Genomic DNA, 22,546 nt, shown 5'->3' on the forward strand with positions numbered 1-22,546 from the left:
CCCGGGGAGCGGGGCGGCCGACGGGCGGGGTGCTGTGCCCGGGAGCCAGGGGCGGCCCGAGGGGGCACGCGCCCTTACACCCCGTCCCGCCCGGAAGCCCTGGTCCTGGCTATTTCGCGACGCCGCCCGCCAGTTGAGCGGCGTGCAGGCTGGAGTTCCAGTTGGTGACCTTGCTGTTGCCGACGGAGAGGTGGAGCCGCTTCTCGGCGAAGTTCACGGTGACCGGCTCAGCGGTGACGGAGTGCGCCGAGGCGCCCATGAAGGCGACGGTCACCGACCTCCGCGTGGTGCCCTTGGCGGCCGCGGTGCGGGTCGGGACGACCGCGTAGGCGTGGCCGTGGGCGGGCACGGTGACGCGGGTGCCGTCGGGGTCTCCGGGCGTGCCCTGCAGCAGGGGCAGCGGGGCCTTGGCGTTGTCGAAGCGCAGCAGCGGCGCGTCGTGGAGCGTGCAGGCACGGCCGCCGGTGTTCTTGAACGTCACCGTCACATGGCTCTTGGGGCCGGTCTGCTGGGCGAACGTGACCCGGTACGTGCTGGGGCGGCAGTCGTGCGCCCGCCGGGACGCCGCCGCTCCCGCGCCCGCCCCTGCCGCGCCCCCGCCGGCGAACCCGCGCTTCTTGCTCTTGAGGGACGACTTGCTCCTGGCGGACGAGGAGAAGGACTTCTTCGACTTCCTCGACTTCGAGGAGTGGCTGTTGCAGCCGGTCAGTGCGAGTGAGCCGGCCAGTGCGAGAGCCAGCGCGGCGTATGCGGCGCGGCGGCTGCGGGAGCGGCGTGCGGTCATGGATGGTCCCCCGTGGAGTGCTGCGAGTGCGGTGCGCCTGTCATGGCACGGACACGATATCCCCGGCCCGTCGATGTACCGGGGCGGGTCCACCGGGCCCTGTGGAGAGGCACGGAGCCCGGTACCGCGCGGGCCGCGGTACCGGACATCGACGGGCGCCGGGCACGCGAAAGGGCGCCCGCTGGGGGATTGCGGGCGCCCTGCTCAAGGGGGATCGTCTCGTGGCGATCCTCGGTCGCGTCGGCCGAAGCCGGCCGGGTGGGTTCGTGCCGTCTTACCGGACGCTGCTCACCAGGCCGCCGCCTCGTTCGCGTCCGGCTGCCAGTACGTCACCCACGCGCTGTCGTCGGCGTACACCGAGCCCCCGGGGAGTGCCACCGCCGCCGGTCCGCCGATGCTGCCCTTGCCGTCGCGGCCGGGGAGGCCGACCGACAGCGAGGTCATGGTGCGGCCGTTGCGGCCGGAGCCGTCGGCGGACGAGGTCAGCACGCCGGCGTATCCGGACGCGCCGGGGGCGAGCGTGACCGTGGACCGCGGCTTGCTGTCCGGCAGGTCGGGGAGCAGGGACGGGGCCCCGCCGAACCGCACGTGGGGGACGGAGTAGAGGTCGCAGGTGGTGCCGGAGGTGTTGGTGGCCTGCAGCAGAAGGTGGTCGACCGGCCGGGTCAGCGGCCGGGCGACGAGGCGGATCTTCGCGGCGTCGCAGGCGGTGTGGCGGACGCCGGGGGCGCCTCCGGACGTGGCTCGCGTGTTCGCTCCGGTGGCTCGCGCGCCCGCTCCGTCGGTCCGGGTGCTCGCCACCGTGCCGACGCGGTTGCCGCCGTGCCCCGCGGACGCCTGCTCCGTCCGGCCGCCGCCGGTCCGTGTGCCGCCCTGCGCGGCCTCCTCGGGCTGCGCCACCGGGGTCCGGGAGACCTGGGGCGTCGGGTGGAACGGCTTGGCGGCGCTGGTCTGGAGCGGGTTGTCCTGGCCACCGCAGGCGGTGAGGGCGAGCGCGGCGACGGCGGTCAGCCCGGCCGCGGCGAGCCGCGGCGCACGGCGGCGCACCCCACGGGAACCGCGCGGAGCACCGGCGGCCGTCTCGACGACGGCCTCGGAGCGGGTGTGGCTGCGCGGCATGTCCGGTCTCCCCCCGGTCGGTGGCCGCACCGCCCCCGCGGTACGTCCTGCGGCCTGCTGGTCTGTCCTGCGTCGATCACCAGACTGCCGCCCGCCGCTGCCGTGCCACTAACGTGCGCCTAACGCTCCCGCCCCCGGGCCGGGGCGCGGCCGCGGATCAGCCGCGCCCGCCGCTCCCCTTGCTCCCGTCGTCCGTCCCGTCCGTGCCACCCTCGCCGCTCTCACCGCGCTCGTCGCGGGCGAACAGCTGCGTCAGCGTGCTGATCGTGTAGACGTCGGTGGCCTCCTCGTCCACCAGGTGCATCTCGGTGAGCCGGTCCAGACCGTCCTGGGTGCGCTCCGGGTCGTACCCGGCGAGTGCCGCCGCCAGCGACGCGTTGAGGTGCCCGTCCGCGCTGGTCGCCAGCGCGCTGAGCAGCTGGGCGTCGTCCGCCGACAGCCGCGCGACGGACATCCGCAGCGCCGCCGCGATGCCGGTGTCCTCCGCCGACAGCAGCGACAGCCGCCGCCGTTCGTCGCGCAGCGCCGACGCCAGCCGGGCCAGCCGCCAGCGCGGCCGGGCGGTCAGCTGGGCGGCCGCGGCCCGCAGCGCCAGCGGCAGACCGTCGCACAGGTCGACCAGTTCGCGCGCCGCGGCGGGATCCTCGGCGACGCGGTCCGGGCCGAGCATGGCGCCGAGCAGCGCCACGCCCTCCTCGTGCCCGAGCGTCTGGAGGCCGACCGGCCGGGCGCAGTCGGTGGCGACCAGACCGTCGAGCCGGCTGCGGCTGGTGACGACCGTGGCGCAGTGCGGGCCGCCGGGCAGCAGCGGCCGCACCTGTGCCGAGCTGCGCGCGTTGTCGAGGACGACCAGCAGCCGGCGCTCCGCCACCAGCGACCTGAACAGGGCCGAGGCGGCCTGCGCCGAGCCGGGCACCCGCTCCGGCGGGGTGCCGAGCGCCAGCAGGAAGTCCCGCAGGATCTCGGCCGCCGGCGCCTCGTCGCCCTCGCCGAAGCCGCGCAGATCGGCGAAGAGCTGCCCGTCGGGGAAGGCCCCGGCCTGCAGATGCGCCCACTGCACGGCGCAGGCGGTCTTGCCGACACCGGCCGGACCGGTCACCACCGCGAGCGGGCTCTCGCCCGTCGTACGGTCCGTCATGACCGAGGTGAGGGCCGAGAGCTGGTCCTCCCGGCCCAGGAAGCGGGCGGGCGGCCGGGGCAGCAGCCGCGGTCCCGCACCGGCCCGGCCGGAGCCGTCCCGTGCGCCGTCCGCCGGGCCGGAACCCGTCCGGCCCGCACCCGGCGCACCAGGGCCCCCGGGCACCTCCTCAGGGCCGGCATCCCCCTGGACGGGCACCCGCGTCTCCCCGTCAACGGGGGGAGCCCCGGCGCCCGTTGCGGAAGGTGCCGCGCCGGAGGAACCGGGGCAGCCGCTTCCGGAAGCCGCCCCGGAGCGGGCCCCTGCCGACGGCGCACCACCGGGAGCGGAGCCCGCCGCTCGCGCACCGCCCGCGGGCTTCGCCGCGGCGGGCCGTGCGCCGGCCGCCTCCGCCCGCAGGATCTCCTCGTAGGCGCCGCGCAGCCGCTCGCCGGGATCGACGCCCAGCTCTTCGTTGAGCAGCCGCCGGGTGCGGTGGAACCACTCCAGCGCGTCGGACTGCCGCCCCGTGTGGAACAGCGCCCGCATCAGCCCGGCGATCAGCCCCTCGCGCAGGGGGTGGTTGACGGCGGCGGAGTAGAGGACGGCGGCGGCCTGTTCGTGCTCGCCGAGCGCGCCGTGGGCCCGCCCCAGCGCCTCCACGGCCGTCAGCCGGCGCTCCTCCAGCGCATGCGCGGCGGCCGCGAACGGCGGGCTGGTGACCGTGCCGGTCAGCGCCGGGCCGCGCCACAGCCCCAGCGCCTCGCGCAGCAGCGGTACGGCATCGGCCGGCGCCGCCTCGGGGCGTGCCAGAGCCACCAGCTCACCGAAGCGGTGGGCGTCGATCAACTCCTCCGGCAGCCGCAGCAGATAGGCCGAGCCGTGGGTGGTCAGCTCGATGCCGTACGCCTCCGCGCCGCCCTCGGCGAGCGTGGCGCGCAGCCGCGAGACATGCCCCTGGACGACCGTACGGGCGTGTTCGGGCGGCTCGTCCTCCCACAGGGAGTCGATCAACTGCTCCAGTGGGACGGTGGTGTTGGGCTGCAGCAGGAGCAGCGCCAGCACACTGCGCCGTTTGGCGGGTCCGAGCGACAGCTCCGCGGAGCCGGTCGTCACGGAGATCGGCCCGAGCAGTGAGAATTCCAACTCAGCCCTCCAGGAAGGCCGTCAGGGCATTTGCCAGCAGGTACGGGTCTTCGGCGCCGCACAGCTCGCGCGCCGAGTGCATGGAAAGGATCGCCACGCCGATGTCGACCGTGGCGATGCCGTGCCGGGCCGCGGTGATCGGCCCGATGGTGGTGCCGCACGGCATCGAGTTGTGGGACACGAAGCTCTGCCACGGCACCCCGGCCCGCTCGCAGGCCGCCGCGAAGACGGCCCGCCCGCTGCCGTCCGTCGCATAGCGCTGGTTGGCGTTGACCTTGAGGATCGGTCCGCCGTTGGGCATCGGGTGGTGCCCCGGGTCGTGCCGTTCGGTGTAGTTGGGGTGGACGGCGTGGCCGGTGTCGGAGGACAGGCAGACGGTGCCGGCGAAGGCCCGTGCCCGGTCCTCGTACGAGCCGCCGCGGGCGAAGACCGAGCGCTCCAGCACCGTGCCGAGCAGCGGCCCGTCGGCGCCGGTGTCGGACTGGCTGCCGTTCTCCTCGTGGTCGAAGGCGGCCAGCACCGGGATGCCGGTCAGGTCGCTCCCGGCGGCCGCCGCCGCGGTGAGCGCGGCCGTGCCGGCGTGCACCGACAGCAGGTTGTCCATCCGCGGTCCGGCGACCAGTTCGCGGTCGCGGCCCAGATAGGCGGGCGCCTCGATGCTGTGCACCATCAGGTCCCAGCCCTTGATGTCGTCGGCGGGGACACCGGCCTCCTCGGCGACGAAGGCGATCAGATCGCCCTCGTCCCCGTCGCCCAGACCCCAGATCGGCGTCATGTGGCGCTGCTTGTCCAGCTTCAGGCCGTCGGCGTTCACCGAACGGTCGAGGTGCACGGCCAGTTGGGGCACTCTCAGCAGTGCCCGGTCGACGTGGACGAGCCGGTGGCTGCCGTCCGCGAGCGTCACCCGCCCGCTCAGACCCAGATCGCGGTCGAGCCAGGTGTTGAGCAGCGTGCCCCCGTAGATCTCCACGGCGACCTGCCGCCAGCCGCGGGAACCGGTGTCCGGAATCGGCTTGACCCGCAAATTGGGAGAGTCGGTGTGAGCACCGACAATTCGGTACGGAGTCGAGGCGCTCGTGCCCTCCGGCACGTACCAGGCGATGATCGCGCCGCCGCGCAGCACATACTTCCCGCCGGTCCCGCCGTCCCACTCGTCGACCTCGGCGACCTGCCGGAACCCGGCCTTCTCCAGCCGCTCCGCCGCATTCGCCACGGCGTGATAGGGCGACGGACTGGCGGCGAGGAAGGACATCAGGTCGTCGGTGTGGCCGCGATCGAAGCGGGCGGAGTTGGTCATGGATTCAGCATAAGGAGCCGGACGCCGCATTCCCCGTGCGCCTGCATGGTGACTCCGCTCCCTTCCGGCCAGGATGTCAGTATTCAGGACCGATGGCCCGCCGGAGCGGGCGAGGGAGGGATTCCCCTCCGACGCCCCGGTGGCGGCCGCCACCTCCGCACCACCGGCACCGTCCGCACCCTGTGTCCCGGCCATGGCGGCCGGTTGCCCTGCCTGCTCCGGGACATGACGGTGCCCGCCTCTCCGGGGGAAGAGAGGCGGGCACCGTCGGTGCGGACGGCTCGTCCGGGAACTCCCGGAGGCGCGCCGCGGGACGCCGCGGGCGCGCGCCCCTAGAACGCGGCCTCGTCGAGCTCCATCAGCGACTGGTCGACGGACTCGGCCAGACCGCGCTGGACGCCCACGCCCGGCAGGACGTTGTGCGCGAAGAACTTCGCCGCGGCGATCTTGCCGGTGTAGAAGGGCTTGTCCTTCGCCGAGGCGCCGGCCAGCTTCTCCGCGGCCACGGCCGCGCCCTTGAGCAGGAGGTAGCCGATGACGACGTCACCGGAGGCCATCAGCACGCGGGTGGTGTTCAGGCCGACCTTGTAGATGGACTTGACGTCCTTCTCGGTCGCCGCGAGGTCGGTCAGCATGGCGCCGACGATCGCCTCCAGGTCGGCGGCCGCCTTGGCCAGCTCGCCGCGGGCCTGCTCCAGCTCCTCGCCGCCGGTGTTGTCCGCGAGGAACTTCTTGATCTCGTCGGAGAGGGCGGTGAGCGCCTGGCCCTGGTCGCGGACGATCTTCCGGAAGAAGAAGTCCTGGCCCTGGATCGCGGTGGTGCCCTCGTAGAGGGTGTCGATCTTGGCGTCCCGGATGTACTGCTCGATCGGGTACTCCTGCAGGTACCCGGAGCCGCCGAAGGTCTGCAGCGACTGCGCCAGCTGCTCGTAGGACTTCTCCGAGCCGTAGCCCTTGACGATGGGCAGCAGCAGGTCGTTGAGGCGGATCGCGGCGCTCGCGTCCTCGCCCGCGGCCTCCTTGACGATGATCTCGTCCTGGACCGTGGCGGTGTAGAGCACCAGGGCGCGCATGCCCTCGGCGTACGCCTTCTGCGTCATCAGCGAGCGGCGCACGTCGGGGTGGTGGGTGATGGTGACGCGGGGGGCGGTCTTGTCGGTGAAGGCCGCGAGGTCCGGACCCTGCACCCGCTCCTTGGCGTACTCCAGCGCGTTGAGGTAGCCGGTGGAGAGGGTGGCGATGGCCTTCGTGCCGACCATCATCCGGGCGAACTCGATGATCTTGAACATCTGGCGGATGCCGTCGTGCTTCTCGCCGAGCAGCCAGCCCTTGGCCGGGTGGTTGGCGCCGAAGGTCATCTCGCAGGTGTTGGAGGCCTTCAGGCCCATCTTGTGCTCGACGTTGGTGGCGTAGGCGCCGTTGCGCTCGCCCAGCTCGCCGGTCTCCCAGTCGAAGTCGTACTTCGGCACGATGAAGAGCGACAGGCCCTTGGTGCCCGGACCGGCACCCTCGGGGCGGGCGAGGACGAAGTGCACGATGTTCTCGGACATGTCGTGCTCACCGGAGGTGATGAAGCGCTTGACGCCCTCGATGTGCCAGGTGCCGTCCGCCTGCTGCACGGCCTTGGTGCGGCCGGCGCCGACGTCCGAACCGGCGTCCGGCTCGGTGAGCACCATGGTGGAGCCCCACTGCTTGTCCACCATCAGCTGGGCTATGCGGTGCTGCTCCTCGGTGCCCTCCTCGAAGAGCACACCGGCGAAGGCGGGGCCGGACGCGTACATCCACACGGCCGGGTTGGCGCCCAGGATGGTCTCGGCGAAGCCCCACAGGAGGGAGCGCGGCGCGGTGGTGCCGCCGAGCTCCTCCGGGATGCCCAGCCGCCACCACTCGGCGTCCATGAAGGCCTGGTAGCTCTTCTTGAAGGTGTCCGGTACCGGCGCGGTGTTGGTGTCCGGGTCGAAGACCGGCGGGTTGCGGTCGGCGTCGGCGAACGACTCCGCCAGCTCGTTCTCCGACAGCCGGGCGATCTCGGACAGCACGCTCTTGGCGGTGTCGACATCCATCTCCGCGAACGGTCCGGTGCCGTACACGCTGTCACGGCCGAGCACCTCGAAGAGGTTGAACTCGATGTCGCGGAGATTCGACTTGTAGTGCCCCATGGATACGGCTCCGTAAGGGTTCGGGAGGGAGGACCTCAAACGCAAATACCAGCAAGTAGCAAGTGCCTACGATGATGCTACCCACCGGTAATAAGAATCAACCCCTACCGCCCATCTGTGACGAGCGTCCCCCGGCGAATCGCCGACTCAGTACGCTGTGGCGCATGTACGGCTACGACCAGAACGCGGGTGCCGGGCAGCAGCAGTACGGAGCGCCGCCCCCGCCGCAGCAAGCGGCCCCCGGGGGCTATGGCGAGGCGCCGCTGTATCCCGAGCCGTCCCCGCCCTCGCTCGCCGACGCGGTGCGCGCCTTCACCACCGGCTCGATGTCGGCCGAGGACTTCCAGGGCATCTTCTCCACGTCCAAGATCTACTGCCCGCGCGGCGACAACCCCGGCTTCCTGGCGCTGCACAACACCCAGCAGCCGGTGATCCCGATGTTCACCTCCCTCAAGGAGCTGCGGCGGTACGCGGGCAAGGAGTCCAAGTACTTCGTGATCACCGGAGCCGAGGTGCTCGATCTGCTGCCGACCGGCTACGGCTTCGTCCTCGACATGGAGGGGGACCACCGGATGGTCTTCGACGCGAAGGCCGTGGAGCAGATGGTCGACTTCGCGATGCGGCGCATGTACGGCTGACGCCGCTTGCTGCGCGGCGGGCCGAGGGCCGTCGCGGTGACCGATCGAGGGCCGGTCCCGGGAGGGGGCCGGCCCGATGTGTGTCCTGGGCCGGCGATCCGGTCCGGCGCACCCTCTTCGACCTGCGCAAACGCGTTCGGGAATGCCGCACGCCTTGCGTGTTGTTCACCATTCAACTAAGTTGGGGAACGACCGAGGAGGCGTCATGCCCGCTGTGACCGTTGAGAACCCGCTGACCCTGCCGCGTGTGGCGGCGCCCGTCGCGGCGCACGCACGTCCCGTGCTGGCCGTTGCCACCGCTCCGAGCGGTTTCGAGGGCGAGGGCTTTCCGGTGCGCCGGGCGTTCGCCGGCATCGACTACCAGCACCTCGACCCGTTCATCATGATGGACCAGATGGGCGAGGTGGAGTACGCGCCGGGAGAGCCCAAGGGCACGCCCTGGCACCCGCACCGTGGCTTCGAGACGGTGACCTACCTGATCGACGGCACCTTCGTGCACCGTGACTCGCACGGGGGCGGCGGTGTCATCAACGACGGCGACACCCAGTGGATGACGGCCGGCTCGGGGCTGCTGCACATCGAGGCCCCGCCGGAGTCGCTCGTGCTGTCCGGCGGTCTCTTCCACGGCCTCCAGCTGTGGGTGAACCTGCCGAAGAGCGACAAGATGATGGCCCCGCGCTACCAGGACATCGGCGGCGGGCAGGTCAAGCTGCTGACCTCGGCCGACGGCGGCGCGCTGCTGCGGCTGATCGCCGGTGACCTCGACGGCCACCAGGGTCCGGGCGTCACCCACACGCCGATCACGATGATGCATGTGACGGTGAATCCGGGTGCCGAGCTGACCATCCCCTGGCGCAAGGACTTCAACGCCCTCGCCTACGCCCTGGCCGGACGCGGTGCGGCCGGTGCGGAGGGGCGCCCGTTCCGTATGGGGCAGGCGGTCGTGTTCGGCGGGGGAGGGGACTCGCTCACCATCCGGGCGGACGAGTCCCAGGAGTCGCGCAGCCCGAACTTCGAGGTGGTGCTGCTCGGCGGGCTGCCGATCCGTGAGCCGATGATGCATTACGGCCCGTTCGTGATGAACACCCACGCCGAACTGGCGCAGGCCTTCGAGGACTTCCAGGCCGGCCGGCTCGGGACGATTCCGGCCGGCGAGCACTGACGCCACGTCGGCGGCAGGGGCGGCGTTTCACGTGAAACGCCGCCCCTGACCCGTTCCAGGGTTCCGGGCGCGGGCCCGCGGCCGTGGTGGACTGTCGGGGTGCACAACGACTCGGATGGAAACGGGCACGGCGCCGAGCGGGAACGGCCGCGGCCCGCCCCGCCGTTGCTGCCGGTCCAGGCCCGCCGTGCCGCGGCCTGGTGCCTGGTAGGGCTGCTGATCGCGGCCGTGGTGGCCCTCGTGGTGTGGCTGTGCGTCGAACTGAGCGCTGCGGTCACGCCCGTCCTGCTGGCACTGCTCGGCAGCGGTTTGCTCGGGCCGCTCTACCGGCGGCTGGTGGCGATGAAGGTCAATCGTTCGCTGGCGGCCGGACTGACCTGTGCCGTCCTTGTGCTGGTGGTCGGCGGTGCCGGGTACATCGTCGTCAGCGCGCTGGTCGACACGGGTGACCAGATCCTCTCCTCGCTCAGGCAGGCCGCAAAGGACCTCTCCCAGCACTTCGGGGCGGCCGGGACCTCGCTCGACGATCTCGCCTCCAAGTCCAAGGGGCTCGTCGCCAAGTTCGGGGGCACCGCGGCCTCGGGGCTGCTGACCGGGGTCAGTGCGGTAGGCCAGTTCCTCGCCGCCGCGGTACTGGCCCTGCTGCTGACCTTTTTCTTCCTGCGCGACTCCGACAAGGCGGTTCGCGCGCTGAACGACTGGGCGCCCGGCAGCTCCGCACCGAAGCTGGAGCGGATGGCCCGCCGCGGCTTCCACTCCATCGAGGGCTTCATGCGCGGGACGACCTTCATCGCGTTGATCGACGCCATCTGCATCACCATCGGACTGCTGATCCTCCGGGTGCCGGGCGCCGTCGGCCTGGGCGCGCTGGTCTTCGTCGGCGCTTACATCCCCTACCTCGGCGCCTTCATCTCCGGCGCCGTGGCGATCCTGGTGGCGCTGGCCGACCGCGGCTTTGTGATCGCGCTCTGGGCGCTCGGCGTCGTTCTGGCCGTGCAAGTGCTGGAGGGGCATGTACTGCAGCCGATGATCCAGAGCCGGACGGTCAAGATGCACCCGGCCACGGTGCTCCTGGCGATCACCGCGGGCGCCAGCGTCGCGGGCATCCTCGGCATGCTGCTGTCCGTGCCGCTGACCGCGGCCGTCATCGGCGTGCTCCACGAGCTGCGGGAGTACTACGTCGCGGGCCCGGACTCCGGCCCCGACGAGACCGGCCCCGCCGCGTCCGCCGCGTCCTCGTAGAGTTCGAACCACGTCGACTTGCCGTCCCCGCGCGGGTCCACGCCCCACGCCCCGGCCAGCAGCTCCAGCAGCATCAGACCGCGCCCCGACGAGGCCAGTTCGCCGGGGCAGCGACGGTGCGGCAGCTCGTCGCTGCCGTCGGCCACCTCGACGCGGACGCGCCGTGCGCCGGGCGCACCGGTGATCTCGGCGACCAGCAGCGCGTCCCCGTCGGTGTGCAACAGGACGTTGGTGACCATCTCCGAGACCATCAGCACCGCCGAGTCCACCTGGTCCGGATCGGCCCAGTCGTGCAGCACGTCACGGACCTGCCGGCGCGCCTCGGCTATCCGCTCCGGCTCGGCCTGCGCGATGGAGAGCACGGTGCGCCGCACCGGCCGCGGCTCCGGTCCGCCGGCCGCGACCCCGCACCCGGCCGCCTCGCGGCCCAGCAGCAGCACGGCGATGTCGTCCTCGCGGCGGTCCACCAACGGCCCGGTGGTGTGGTGCGAGGAGGGTCCGTGCACGGCCTGGACCAGGGCGTCGGCGAGCCGCTCCAGGCTCTCGCCGTCCTCGCCGGGCTCGTGCGCCTCGATGACGCCGCGCAGCCGCGCCCAGCCGGTCTCCAGGTCGTGGCCGCCGGTCTCGATCAGCCCGTCGGTGCAGACCATCATCGTCTCGCCGGGCTCCAGGACGAGCCGGGTGGTGGGGTAGTCGGTGTCCGGGACGATGCCCAGCGGCAGCCCGCCCGCGGTCTGCCGGATCAGCAGGGTGCCGTCGCCCAGCCGGATCGCCGGGTCGGGGTGGCCGGCCCGGGCGATGTCCAGCAGCCCCGTCGCCGGATCCACCTCGATGTAGAGGCAGGTCGCGAAGCGCTGGTCCTCGCCGTGCCCGCGGAGTTCGGTCTCGTTGATCCCGGCCAGGAACCGGGAGGCGCGGGAGAGCACCGCATCGGGGTGGTGGCCCTCGGAGGCGTAGGCCCGCAGCGCGATCCGCAGCTGCCCCATCAGGCCGGCGGCCCGTACGTCGTGCCCCTGGACATCCCCGATGACCAGCGCGATCCGGCCGGACGGCAGCGGGATCATGTCGTACCAGTCGCCGCCGACCTCCAGCCCGCCACCGGTGGGGACATAGCGGGCCGCCACCGTCATCCCCGGGATGTCCGGCTGCACCGTCGGCATCATGCTGCGCTGCAGCCCCAGCGCCAGTTCCTGCTGCTCCTCCTGCACCCCGGCCCGGGCCAGCGCCTGCGCCAGCATCCGGGCGACGGTGGTCAGCACCGAGCGCTCGTCGGGCGTGAAGGCCACCGGCTGGGCGAACGCCGCCATCCAGGCGCCGATCGTCCGGCCCGCGTTCACCAGCGGCAGGAACGCCCAGGACGTCCGGCCGAAGCGGGCGGCCAGCGGCCAGGTGCCGGGGTAGCGGCGGCTGTACTCCTCGGGCGTGGGCAGATAGAGGGCCCGGCCGGTGCGGATGACCTCGGCGGCCGGGTAGTCGGCCGCCAGCGGCATGGCGGCGAACGGCCGCTCGTCGTCGCCGTGGTGGCCGTGGTGGCCGATCACCGACAGCCGGTCGCCCTCGATGCCGAAGACCGCCAGCCCGTCGGGCATGAAACCGGGCATGGACAGCCCGGCGGCGACCCGCAGCACCTCGGCGGTGGACCGCGCCTCGGCCAGCCCCCGGCCCGCGTCCAGCAGGAACGCCTCGCGCGAGCGGCGCCAGTCGCCGGTGATCGGGGTGTGGGCGGCGGAGGTCCCCGGCTGCGGCTCGGGCACCTCCTGCAGGGTGCCGACCAGCTCGAAGCCGCCCTCGACGACCCGGGGGCGGGAACGGGAGCGGACGATGCGCCGCACCCGCCCGCGCTCGTCCACGATGCGCAGCCGGGCCTCGGCGAGCGTCTTCTCGGCGAGCGCGAGCTGCACGATCCCGTTGACCTCGGCGAAGTCGACCGGATGGAAACGGGAGCGCACCGCGGCCTCGGTCAGCTCCGCCGGGGCGGCGGGCAGGCCGAGCAGCCGGGCCGCTTCGGAGTCGAGGGTCACCCGTCCCGATGCGTTGTCCCAGCGCCACAGGCCGGTCGCGATGGCGGCCAGGAGATCCTCGGTGCGCATTGCCTCACTTTATGTGCGTTTGGCGAGGCGCCACCAGCGAGCGGGACGTGACCATCGTCCCAGTCGGGGCGCCGGTTTCCGGGCCCCGCCGAGTTGATGCGTATATGTCAACGAAGGCGTGCGGGCCGGGACGGTAACCTGGAGCGGTTATGTCAATCCTGGGGTGGCCTTTCGGGTGATCCACGGGGAGAGCGACCGGGCATCCGAGCCCGTACTCCTTTTCCTCTCCCTCTCCCGACAACTCCTCACCTCGACCTCGCGACGACTTGGATGAGCGATGCATCGGTACCGGTCCCATAACTGCGGCGAGCTCCGAGCCGCGGACGTCGACACCGACGTCCGCCTCAGCGGCTGGCTGCACAATCGACGTGACCTGGGCGGCATCCTCTTCATCGATCTGCGCGACCACTACGGTCTCGTTCAGCTCGTCGCCCGCCCCGGCACCCCCGCCAACGAGGCCCTCGGCTCCCTGACCAAGGAGACCGTCGTCCGCATCGACGGCAAGGTCAGCGCGCGCGGCGCCGACAACGTCAACCCCGACCTGCCGACGGGCGAGATCGAGATCGAGGTGTCCGCCGTCGAGGTGCTCGGCGCCGCCGATCAGATCCCCTTCACGATCAACGCGGACGACGGCGTCAACGAAGAGAAGCGCCTCGAGTACCGCTTCCTCGATCTGCGCCGCGAGCGGATGCACCGCAACATCATGCTGCGCACCGCCGTCATCTCCGCCATCCGTCACAAGATGGTGGCCCTCGGCTTCAACGAGATGGCGACCCCGATCCTGTCCGCGACCTCCCCCGAGGGCGCCCGCGACTTCCTGGTCCCCTCGCGTCTGCACGCCGGCAAGTTCTACGCCCTGCCGCAGGCCCCGCAGCAGTTCAAGCAGCTGTTGATGATCGCCGGCTTCGACCGCTACTTCCAGATCGCGCCCTGCTTCCGCGACGAGGACGCCCGCGCGGACCGCTCGCCGGGTGAGTTCTACCAGCTCGACATCGAGATGAGCTTCGTCGAGCAGGAAGACGTCTTCCGGCCCGTCGAGAAGCTGATGACCGAGCTGTTCACCGAGTTCGGCAACGGCCGCAAGGTCACCTCGCCCTTCCCGCGCATCCCGTTCCGCGAGGCGATGGTCAAGTACGGCTCCGACAAGCCGGACCTGCGCGCCGAGCTGGAGCTGGTCGATGTCTCCGACGTCTTCGCGGGCTCCGGCTTCAAGGCCTTCGCCGACAAGCACGTCCGCGCCCTGGCCGTGCCGGACACCGCCGACCAGCCGCGCAAGTTCTTCGACCAGCTGGGCGACTTCGCCGTCCAGCAGGGCGCCAAGGGCCTGGCATGGGTCCGCGTGGGCGAGGAGAACGCGCTGACCGGCCCGATCGCCAAGTTCCTCACCGAGGACGACATCAAGGCGCTGGTCGCCGCCCTGGACCTCAAGCCCGGCCACGCCGTCTTCTTCGGCGCCGGCGAGTTCGACGAGGTCTCCAAGATCATGGGCGCGGTCCGCGTCGAGGCCGCCAAGCGCGCCGGTCACTTCGTCGAGGACGAGTTCCGCTTCTGCTGGATCGTCGACTTCCCGATGTTCGAGAAGGACGAGGACACCGGCAAGATCGAGTTCTCGCACAACCCCTTCTCCATGCCGCAGGGCGGCCTGGAGGCGCTGGAGACCAAGGACCCGCTGGACATCCTGGCCTGGCAGTACGACATCGTCTGCAACGGCACCGAGCTGTCCTCCGGCGCCATCCGTAACCACGAGCCCGAGGTCATGTACAAGGCCTTCGCGATCGCCGGCTACGACAAGGAGACGGTCGAGGCGGAGTTCGGCGGCATGCTGCGCGCCTTCAAGTTCGGCGCCCCGCCGCACGGCGGCATCGCCCCCGGCGTCGACCGCATCGTGATGCTGCTGGCCGACGAGCCCAACATCCGCGAGACCATCGCCTTCCCGCTCAACGGCAACGCCCAGGACCTGCTGATGGGCGCGCCGAGCGAGGTCGAGGAGGCCCGCCTCAAGGAGCTGCACCTCTCCCTGCGCAAGCCGCAGGTGAAGTAGGCATCGCCCGGGGGCGGCAGGCCCCCGACAGGCCGAGGGGCGGCGTTTCACGTGAAACGCCGCCCCGGTCCGTATCCGGGCCTGTGCGCCGCAGGCCGGGGCCGGCGATCGGGGGCCAGGCCGGCGGGCGTCTGTCCGCCGGGAGGGGCTCCCGGCCCGGCCCGCGTGCCCCGACCGCCCCGTCCGTGTGGCCGTGTTCCGGTGCGGCACGCACTGTGGTGCCCATGCAGCAAGCCAGTCTCCTCTCCGCCAGGTCCGCCCTGGGGCCGCAGGCCCGTGAGATGCGTCCGGTCCCGAGCGGCGACCTGTGGTGGCTCACCGCCGTGGCCGTCCTCTTCACCGCCTGCCTGCTCGCCTCCGCCGTCGCCGTCCCCGGCCTGGGATGGGACGAGACGGTGTACCTCAGCCAGGTCGACCGCCAGGTGCCGGCCGCGTTCTTCAGCGCCCCGCGCGCCCGCGGTGTCAGCCTCCTGCTCGCCCCGATGGCCGCCCTGACGACCTCGGCGCCCGTGCTGCACTGCTACCTGGCGGTGCTCTCCGGCGCCGCGCTCCTGCTCACCCTGGGCATCTGGCGGCGCCTGCTGCCCGCCCCCGTACCGGCCCTGGGCGGCGCGCTGTTCGCCGGGCTGTGGATCACCCTCTTCTACGGTCCGCAGGCGATGCCCAACCTGTGGACCGCGTACGCCGCGCTCGCCGCCACCGGCTGTTTCCTGCGGGCCGTACGGCAGCCCTCCCGCCAACTGGCCCCGCGCGCCGACCGGCGGGCCGCCGCGGGGCTCGCCGTCGCGGTGGCCGTGGCCGCGCTGATGCGTCCCACCGACGCCGTCTGGCTGGCCGTGCCGCTCTTCGCCGCGGCGCTGTGTGTCCCCTCCTGGCGGCGCCCCGCCGTGCTGCTGGCGCTGCCGGCCGGCCTGGTGCTGGGGTGCGCCCAGTGGGTTGTGGAGGCGTATCTGTCCTACGGCGGGCTGCTGGGCCGGCTGCGGAGGGCCGCGCAGATCCAGGGCGGGCTGGGCTGGCACCTGTCCTTCGACGACCACGCACGGGCGCTCCAGGGCAGGACCCTGTGCCGCCCCTGCCATCTGACCTGGGATCACCCCGTGACGGCGGTGTGGTGGCTGGTGCTGCCGCTGGCGGTCGCCGGGGCGGTGTGGGCGGCGCTCCGCGCCCGCGAGCCCCGCGACGACCTGCACGGGTACGGGCCGGCGGCGCGCAGCGGTGCCCGGCACCCGCTCGGGCTGGCGCCCATCCGGCCCGGCAGCTTCGGCCCCGACCCGGCGGACGACACCACGCCCCACGGCGGACGGAACGGCTACGGTCCCGCCTGGCCGCTGGTGCGGCTGCGCGACTCCCGCGGCCCGCTGCACCGTTACGGTCCGGCCCCCGTCGTCCTTCCGGCGCTGGCCGGCCTCTGCCTCGCCGCCCCCTACCTCCTGACGGTGGACTACGCCGCCCCCCGCTTCCTGTTGCCGGCCTACGCGCTGCTGATGATGCCCGCCGCGTGGTTCCTGTACTGGCTGACCCACCTGCCGCGCCGTCATCACGCCTGGGCGGTGGCCCTCCTCGCCCTCGTGCTGCTGAGCCACCAGGTCGTCCAGCTGGTGGTGTGGCAGAAGATGGTGCGGAGCACCGCCCGTTCGCAGGCCGGTATCGAGCGGATCACCGCGTCGCTGCGGGCGGCCGGGGTGCGGCCGCCCTGTGTGGTGAGCGGCGAGGAAGCGGTACGGGTGGCGTACCGGGCGGGCTGCGCGTCCCGCCAGCCGCAGGGCCATGACGCCAGCATCACCCCCGCGGCGCTGGCCCGGCTGGGCGCGGGCCGCCCGGCCGCCGTGATCGTCGCGGGCGGGCAGCGCCCGCCGGACTACGCCCGGGGCTGGCGGCGGGTGACCCTCCCGCCGGTACCGGGCTTCCGGCTGCTGCACGCCTACCTGTCCCCGCCGGCCCGCCCCGCACCGGCGCACGCCCGCTCCGCACCGGCGGCCTCCCGCTCCGCACCGGCGCCTACCCGTCCCGCACCGGCGGCCTCCCGTCCCGCCCCGGCGCGTACTCACCCCTGACCGGCGAGTGCCCGCTCGGGACCGGTGGCCGTCCGGCCCGGACCGGGGAGTGGCGTCCGTCCCCGGCCACGGCCCGCCCGGCCCCGAACGCGCTCGCGCCCGTCCGGCCGCGAGGGCTGGACGGGCGCGAGGACGGATCTACTGCTCCGCCGCTAGGGCCGGCGGGCCGGGCTTACTGCTCCGCGCCGCCGAAGCGCTCGCGGTAGGACTCCAGGTCCTCCTCGGTGATCTTCGCGAAGAGCACCGGCGGGACCGTGAAGGGCGTCCCGGCGGGCACCGAGGCAAGCGCCCTGGCCTCCTCCGGGGAGACCCACACCGCGGTGTCGTTCTCCAGCGCGAAGGCCCCCCGCATCGCCTTGGCCGACGACGGGATGAAGGGCTCGGAGACGATCGCGTAGAGGTGGATGAGGTTCATCGCCGTACGCAGCGTCAGCGCCGCCGCGTCCTTGTCGGTCTTGATCTCCAGCCACGGGGCCTTCTCCTCCAGGTAGGAGTTGCCCGCGCTCCACAGGGCCCGCAGCGAGGCCGCGGCCTTGCGGAACTGCAGGGCCTCCATGTGGCCCTCGTACTCCGCCAGCAGCCCGGCGATCTCCTCGCCCAGCTTCTGCTCCGCGGCCCCGGGCTCGGCGCCCGCGGGCACCTCGTCACCGAACCGCTTCCGGGAGAACGACAGCACCCGGTTGACGAAGTTGCCGAGGGTGTCCGCCAGGTCCTTGTTGACCGAGGCCGAGAACAGCTCCCAGGTGAAGGAGGTGTCGTCGGACTCCGGGGCGTTGGCGATCAGGAAGTAGCGCCAGTAGTCGGCGGGCAGCAGCTCCAGCGCGGCGTCCGTGAAGATGCCGCGCCGCTGGGAGGTGGAGAACTTCCCGCCGTAGTAGTTGAGCCAGTTGAAGGCCTTGAGGAAGTCGACCTTCTTCCACGGCTCGCGGGTGCCCAGCTGGGTCGCCGGGAACATCACGGAGTGGAACGGCACGTTGTCCTTGGCCATGAACTCCGTGTACCGGACGTCGTCGGCCTCGTACCACCACGACTTCCAGTCGCGGCTGCCGTCGGAGACCGCGTCCGCCCACTCCTTCGTCGCCCCGATGTACTCGATCGGCGCGTCGAACCAGACGTAGAAGACCTTGCCCTCGGCCGCCAGCTCCGGCCACACATCGGCCGGCACCGGCACGCCCCAGTCCAGGTCGCGGGTGATCGCCCGGTCCTGGAGGCCCTCGGTCAGCCACTTGTGCGCGATGGACGAGGCCAGCGTCGGCCACTCCTTGCTGCCGTTGCCGTCCAGCCAGCCCTCGACCTCGTGCTGCAGCTTCGACTGGAGCAGGAAGAGGTGCTTGGTCTCGCGCACCTCCAGGTCACCGCTGCCGCTGATCGCCGAGCGGGCGTCGATCAGGTCGGTGGGGTCGAGCACCCGGGTGCAGTTCTCGCACTGGTCGCCGCGCGCCTTGTCGTAGCCGCAGTGCGGGCACGTGCCGACGATGTAGCGGTCCGGCAGGAAGCGGTCGTCGGCGACCGAGAAGACCTGGCGGATCGCCCGCTCCTCGATGAAGCCGTTCTCGTGCAGCTTGCGCGCGAAGTGCTGCGTCAGCTCCACGTTCTCCTGCGAAGAGCTCCGGCCGAAGTAGTCGAAGTCGAGGCTGAAGCCCTCGTAGATCGCCTTCTGCTTGTCGTGCTGCTCGGCGCAGAACGCGTCGACCGACTGGCCCGCGTCCTTCGCCGCCAGCTCGGCGGGGGTCCCGTGCTCGTCCGTCGCGCAGATGTAGAGGACGTCGTGGCCGCGCCGGCGCATATAGCGCGCGTACACGTCGGCCGGGAGCATGGACCCCACCATGTTGCCCAGGTGCTTGATCCCGTTGATGTACGGAAGGGCGCTGGTGATGAGGTGTCGAGCCATTGCCGGCTGCTCCCAAGTCGCTACGGTGAGTGAGGATTTGCTTTACGGAACGTCAATATCGTACTGGACGGGCCGGGGGTGCCCGCGCGGCCTTTTCCGGGGCGGCCGGCCCGCCCGCCCAGCCCTCTCAGGCCGCCGCGTCCGCCGACTCCGCGCCCTCCGCGGCAGGGGCCCGGCCCTGTTGCGGGGCCCGGCCGTTGACCAGCAGCCCGGCGGCGAGTGCGGCCAGCAGCATGATCGCCGAGCCCACCCCGATGGCCACGGTGAACCCGTGCACCACCCCGCTCTTCACGATCCCGTCCCGCACCGCCGGGGTGAGTCCGAGAGCCCCGCCCCTGCGGGCCGCGTCCGCCAGACGACCCGCGATGAACGTCGCGCTGGTCGAGGTCGCGATGGTGTTCAGCAGCGCCGTACCGATCGAACCGCCCACCTGCTGCGCCGTGTTGACCGTCGCGGAGGTGACGCCGGAGTCGTGCGGCGCCACCCCGGAGGTGGCCGTCGCCATCACCGGCATGAAGGTCAGGCCCATGCCGAGGCCGACGAGCAGCATGGCCGGCAGTACATGGGAGACGTAGGCGGGCTCGGTCGTCAGGAACGTCAGGGTGAAGAGCCCCGCGGACGCGAGGACGGCCCCCGGGACCATCAGGAACCGCGGCGGGATCCGGTGCAGCAGCCGCGCGGAGATCTGCGTCGAACCGACGACGATCGCGACCACCATCGGCAGGAACGCCACTCCGGTCCTGACCGGTGAATACCCGAGCACGGTCTGCAGGTAATAGGTCATGAACAGGAACATTCCGAACAGCCCGATGACCGCCAGCGCCATGGTCAGGAAGGCGCCCCCGCGATTCCGGTCGCGGACGATGTGCAGCGGCAGCAGGGGGTGGCGCGCCCGCGATTGCCACCAGGCGAAGGCGGCCAGCAGCACCACGCCCCCCACCAGCAACCCGAGGACCAGCCCGTCTCCCCAGCCCCGCGGCTCCGCTTCGCTGCACCCGTAGACGATCGCGACCAGGCCGCCGCAGCCCAGCACCACACCCGGGGCGTCCAGGGAGACGCGCCCCCGCTCGGGCCGGTCGCGCAGGAACACCGCGGCGCCGATGAACGCGATCACCGCGATCGGGACGTTCACATACAGGCACCAGCGCCAGTTCAGATACTCGGTCAGCAGCCCGCCGGCGATCAGCCCGATGGCCGCGCCGCCGCCCGCGATCGCCCCGTAGATCCCGAACGCCTTGCTCCGTTCCTTCCCGATGGTGAAGGTGGTGGTCAGCAGGGACAGCGCGGACGGCGCCAGCAGCGCGGCGAAGGCCCCCTGCAGCGCCCGCGCCCCGAACAGCAGCCCGGACCCGGTGGCCGCGCCGCCCAGCCCGGACGCGATCGCGAAGCCGACCAGCCCGATCATGAAGGTCTTCTTCCGCCCCACCAGGTCGGCGACCCGGCCGCCGAGCAGCAGCAGCCCGCCGAACGCGAGCGTGTACGCGGTGATCACCCACTGGCGGTTCGCGTCCGACATCCCCAGGTCCCGCTGGGCCGAGGGCAGCGCGATGTTCACGATGCTGGCGTCCAGCACCACCATCAGCTGCGCGATGGCGATCACCACCAGCGCCCACCAGCGCCGGGGATCGGGCTCGGCCGCAAGGGCCCAGCTGGGAGTGGCGGGCCTGCGCGGTGCCGGAGGCGGCTCGCCGCCCCCCTCTCGGCTCGCCTCACCCATCACGACCCACCTCGCTCGGCTGGTACGGCTACCCGGCACCGCCCCGCCGGCCGGAAACGGGCGCTACGGGGAGGAAACGGGGCGCTTCATCCATTCAGCCTAGGCAGTGGGGCGGGGCGGCGCCTGCTGTGCCGGGGCGGGCCGGGAACGGCGCCGGCCGCGGCGGGCTCGGGGCCGCCGCGGCCGGTCGGGTGTCGTCAGCTGACGGTGCGGACGAAGAGGAACGGGTGAGGGGCCCGGGGGTCAGTCGTCCTTGACGATGCCCGCGGTGCGGGCCTCGGCGAGCCACTCGGGGAACTCGACCATCAGCTGCTGGTAGAGCTCGTCGTGGGAGAGGCCGCGCGGGTCGCGGCCGGCGTGGAAGAAACCGGCGTTGTCGACGGCGCGCTTCTCCGGGACGGCCAGGTCGTCGAGCTTGCGGAGGAAGTCGAAGCCCTTGGCGTCCGGGTCCCCGAAGCCGATGAACTGCCAGAAGATCGGGAGTCCGGCCGCCTCGCAGAGCGCCTTCTCGGCGGCCGGCTTGGAGGTCGGGGCACCGTCGGTCTGGAAGATGACGAAGGCCGGCGCGGTGGAACCGGACTTCTTGTAGTGGTCGACGACGGCGTTGACGGCCCAGTGGTAGTTCGTACGGCCCATGTGGCCGAGACCGGCGTGCAGTTCCGCGATGCGGCCCTCGTAGTTGGCGAGGTCGATGTCGGCGGTGCCGTCGATGTCGGTGGAGAAGAAGACGACCGGGACGGTGGCGTCGTCGTCGAAGTGCGCGGCGAGGCCGAGGGCCTGCTCGGCGAGGTTCTGGACCGTGCCGTCCTTGTAGTAGTTGCGCATCGAGCCGGAGCGGTCGAGGACGAGGTAGACGGCGGCGCGCTGGGTGGCGAGGCCGTGCTTGTCCAGGGTGGCGCCCGCGGACTTGTAGAGGCTGAGCAGCGCGGGGGCGACGGCGGGGAGCGAACCGGGGGCGCCGGGGGTCTCGGGCCGGGGCTCGGCTTCCGCCGTTGCCGGGGCTGCTGCCCGGGGCTCGGGGGCCGTCTGGGGCTCGGGGGCGGCCGACGGGGCGGTGGGGGCGGCTTCGGGCGTCGCGTCCGCCTTTGCGTCCGCCTTCGGCTCCGGCTCGGGCTTCGCCTCCGCGTCGGCCTTCGGCTCCTCGGGCGCCGGGGCGGCAGCTTCGGGCTTCGTCTCCGCTTCGGGCGCCGGCTCCGGCTCGGGCGCGGCCGCCGGCTGGTCCGCGGCCTTTGCCTCGGTCTCGGTCTCGGCCTCGGGCTCCGGGGCGGGCTCCGCCGCCGCCTTCGCTTCCGGCTCGGGTGCGGTCCCGGGCTCTGCCGTCGGCTCGGCAACGGCCGCGGCCTCGGCGACGGCCGCGTCTGCGGGCTCCGCGACGACCTTGGAGTCCGCGGGCTCCGCCACGACCTCCGCCGCGGGCTCGGCCTTGGGCTCCGCCGCGTCGGCCGTCGCCTTCGCCTCGGCCACCGGCTCCGCGTCGGCCGTCGTCTTGGCCTCGGCCACCGACTCCGCCGCAGGCGCTTCCTTCACCTCTGCCGCCGACTCCGCCTGCGGCTCAGGGGCCTCAGCGGCCTCGGCGGGCGCGGCGGCCGGCTCGGCGTCCGCTGCCGGCGTCTGCGTCGGGTTGTCGAACGCCTGGCTCACGAGGTCGGAGGCGGCCGGGGCGGCAGCCTCAGGGGCCTCGGCCTCGGCGTCGTCCCGTCCCGCGGAGGTCTTTTCCGCCTGGTCCGCCCGGCTCACCTGGTCGGCCCGCTCGCCCCGGTCCGCGTGGCCGCCCTGGGCCGGCAGCGTCGGGGTCTTCGGGGCGGGAGCGGGGTCGGTGTCCGGGGTCTCCGTGGGAGCCGTCCGGGCGGCCGGAACCTCGGCCTCCGGGGTCGCGGCACCCGGGGCGGACTCCGCGCGCGCCTCCGGGATGGTCGCGGACTCCGGCTTGTCGGCGCCGCTCGGGGCCGCGCCGGTTTCTTCACGGGTCGCCTTGGAGCGACCGAAAGCGTTGCGCAGCAGACTCCGAATGCCCATCGGCGAACCTCTCTTGCGGGTGCTGGGTGCGGCGTATGTCCGTGAAGCACGGACATGTCCCTGACCAGGACGG

Annotated in this window: 14 protein-coding genes; 5 read left to right on the forward strand and 9 right to left on the reverse strand. The window is 72.6% G+C overall.

What is annotated here, in order from left to right; genetic code table 11:
• Window positions 1–109: 109 nt before the first annotated feature.
• From K7396_RS18340 to K7396_RS18360, 5 genes are all read right to left on the reverse strand, one after another.
• Complete coding sequence (locus tag K7396_RS18340) at window positions 110–784, reverse strand: DUF4232 domain-containing protein (protein ID WP_086719028.1); 675 nt, start codon at window positions 782–784, stop codon at window positions 110–112.
• A 288-nt stretch (window positions 785–1,072) separates the two neighbouring features.
• Window positions 1,073–1,903: a DUF4232 domain-containing protein gene (locus K7396_RS18345; RefSeq protein ID WP_086719029.1), complete on the reverse strand. Its 831-nt coding sequence runs from the start codon at window positions 1,901–1,903 to the stop codon at window positions 1,073–1,075.
• Between the two features lie 157 nt (window positions 1,904–2,060).
• Window positions 2,061–4,166, reverse strand: a complete 2,106-nt coding sequence (locus K7396_RS18350; protein ID WP_086719030.1) for an AfsR/SARP family transcriptional regulator — start codon at window positions 4,164–4,166, stop codon at window positions 2,061–2,063.
• Window position 4,167: 1 nt separating this feature from the next.
• Window positions 4,168–5,463, reverse strand: a complete 1,296-nt coding sequence (locus tag K7396_RS18355) for a M18 family aminopeptidase (protein WP_086719031.1) — start codon at window positions 5,461–5,463, stop codon at window positions 4,168–4,170.
• Between the two features lie 332 nt (window positions 5,464–5,795).
• Window positions 5,796–7,622 carry an acyl-CoA dehydrogenase gene (locus K7396_RS18360; protein WP_086719032.1) on the reverse strand — a complete coding sequence of 609 codons (1,827 nt, stop codon included), beginning with the start codon at window positions 7,620–7,622 and terminating at the stop codon, window positions 5,796–5,798.
• 164 nt (window positions 7,623–7,786) lie between these two features.
• Between K7396_RS18360 and K7396_RS18365 the strand changes: the two genes are divergently transcribed.
• From K7396_RS18365 to K7396_RS18375, 3 genes are all read left to right on the forward strand, one after another.
• Window positions 7,787–8,260, forward strand: a complete 474-nt coding sequence (locus tag K7396_RS18365) for an SseB family protein (protein ID WP_086719033.1) — start codon at window positions 7,787–7,789, stop codon at window positions 8,258–8,260.
• 205 nt (window positions 8,261–8,465) lie between these two features.
• Window positions 8,466–9,422: a pirin family protein gene (locus tag K7396_RS18370; RefSeq protein WP_086719034.1), complete on the forward strand. Its 957-nt coding sequence runs from the start codon at window positions 8,466–8,468 to the stop codon at window positions 9,420–9,422.
• A gap of 99 nt (window positions 9,423–9,521) precedes the next feature.
• A complete protein-coding gene (locus K7396_RS18375; protein ID WP_152104772.1) occupies window positions 9,522–10,664 on the forward strand; it encodes an AI-2E family transporter in 1,143 nt (380 codons plus the stop codon).
• Here the strand turns inward: K7396_RS18375 and K7396_RS18380 are convergent.
• Entirely contained in the window at window positions 10,598–12,754 is a 2,157-nt protein-coding gene (locus K7396_RS18380) for an ATP-binding SpoIIE family protein phosphatase (protein ID WP_152104773.1), read from the reverse strand. The genes K7396_RS18375 and K7396_RS18380 overlap by 67 nt on opposite strands.
• Before the next feature lie 277 nt (window positions 12,755–13,031).
• Here K7396_RS18380 and aspS point away from each other — a divergent pair, with 277 nt between their 5' ends.
• Entirely contained in the window at window positions 13,032–14,795 is a 1,764-nt protein-coding gene (gene aspS / locus K7396_RS18385; protein ID WP_152104774.1) for an aspartate--tRNA ligase, read from the forward strand.
• 224 nt (window positions 14,796–15,019) lie between these two features.
• A complete protein-coding gene (locus K7396_RS18390; protein ID WP_143589262.1) occupies window positions 15,020–16,849 on the forward strand; it encodes a hypothetical protein in 1,830 nt (609 codons plus the stop codon).
• A 172-nt stretch (window positions 16,850–17,021) separates the two neighbouring features.
• On the opposite strand, the gene metG is transcribed toward K7396_RS18390, so the two are convergent.
• The 3 genes from metG to K7396_RS18405 all read right to left on the reverse strand — a co-directional run bounded on the left by metG (window position 17,022) and on the right by K7396_RS18405 (window position 22,473).
• Window positions 17,022–18,740 carry a methionine--tRNA ligase gene (gene metG / locus K7396_RS18395; protein ID WP_086721324.1) on the reverse strand — a complete coding sequence of 573 codons (1,719 nt, stop codon included), beginning with the start codon at window positions 18,738–18,740 and terminating at the stop codon, window positions 17,022–17,024.
• A gap of 127 nt (window positions 18,741–18,867) precedes the next feature.
• Window positions 18,868–20,457, reverse strand: a complete 1,590-nt coding sequence (locus tag K7396_RS18400) for an MFS transporter (RefSeq protein ID WP_174886955.1) — start codon at window positions 20,455–20,457, stop codon at window positions 18,868–18,870.
• 243 nt (window positions 20,458–20,700) lie between these two features.
• Window positions 20,701–22,473 (reverse strand): vWA domain-containing protein, encoded by a 1,773-nt coding sequence (locus K7396_RS18405; protein WP_152104775.1) that lies wholly within the window; start codon window positions 22,471–22,473, stop codon window positions 20,701–20,703.
• Window positions 22,474–22,546 lie beyond the last annotated feature (73 nt).

The sequence above is a fragment of the Streptomyces angustmyceticus genome (assembly GCF_019933235.1).
Taxonomy (GTDB): domain Bacteria; phylum Actinomycetota; class Actinomycetes; order Streptomycetales; family Streptomycetaceae; genus Streptomyces; species Streptomyces angustmyceticus.

Excerpts from the sequence above, each read along its gene's own strand:
- K7396_RS18405 (WP_152104775.1), bottom strand. The coding sequence starts at position 22,473 with ATGGGCATTCGGAGTCTGCTGCGCAACGCTTTCGGTCGCTCCAAGGCG.
- K7396_RS18370 (WP_086719034.1), top strand. The coding sequence starts at position 8,466 with ATGCCCGCTGTGACCGTTGAGAACCCGCTGACCCTGCCGCGTGTGGCG.
- metG (WP_086721324.1), bottom strand. The coding sequence starts at position 18,740 with ATGGCTCGACACCTCATCACCAGCGCCCTTCCGTACATCAACGGGATC.
- K7396_RS18380 (WP_152104773.1), bottom strand. The coding sequence starts at position 12,754 with ATGCGCACCGAGGATCTCCTGGCCGCCATCGCGACCGGCCTGTGGCGC.
- K7396_RS18400 (WP_174886955.1), bottom strand. The coding sequence starts at position 20,457 with ATGGGTGAGGCGAGCCGAGAGGGGGGCGGCGAGCCGCCTCCGGCACCG.
- K7396_RS18390 (WP_143589262.1), top strand. The coding sequence starts at position 15,020 with ATGCAGCAAGCCAGTCTCCTCTCCGCCAGGTCCGCCCTGGGGCCGCAG.
- K7396_RS18360 (WP_086719032.1), bottom strand. The coding sequence starts at position 7,622 with ATGGGGCACTACAAGTCGAATCTCCGCGACATCGAGTTCAACCTCTTC.
- K7396_RS18345 (WP_086719029.1), bottom strand. The coding sequence starts at position 1,903 with ATGCCGCGCAGCCACACCCGCTCCGAGGCCGTCGTCGAGACGGCCGCC.
- K7396_RS18355 (WP_086719031.1), bottom strand. The coding sequence starts at position 5,463 with ATGACCAACTCCGCCCGCTTCGATCGCGGCCACACCGACGACCTGATG.
- K7396_RS18340 (WP_086719028.1), bottom strand. The coding sequence starts at position 784 with ATGACCGCACGCCGCTCCCGCAGCCGCCGCGCCGCATACGCCGCGCTG.
- K7396_RS18365 (WP_086719033.1), top strand. The coding sequence starts at position 7,787 with ATGTACGGCTACGACCAGAACGCGGGTGCCGGGCAGCAGCAGTACGGA.
- aspS (WP_152104774.1), top strand. The coding sequence starts at position 13,032 with ATGCATCGGTACCGGTCCCATAACTGCGGCGAGCTCCGAGCCGCGGAC.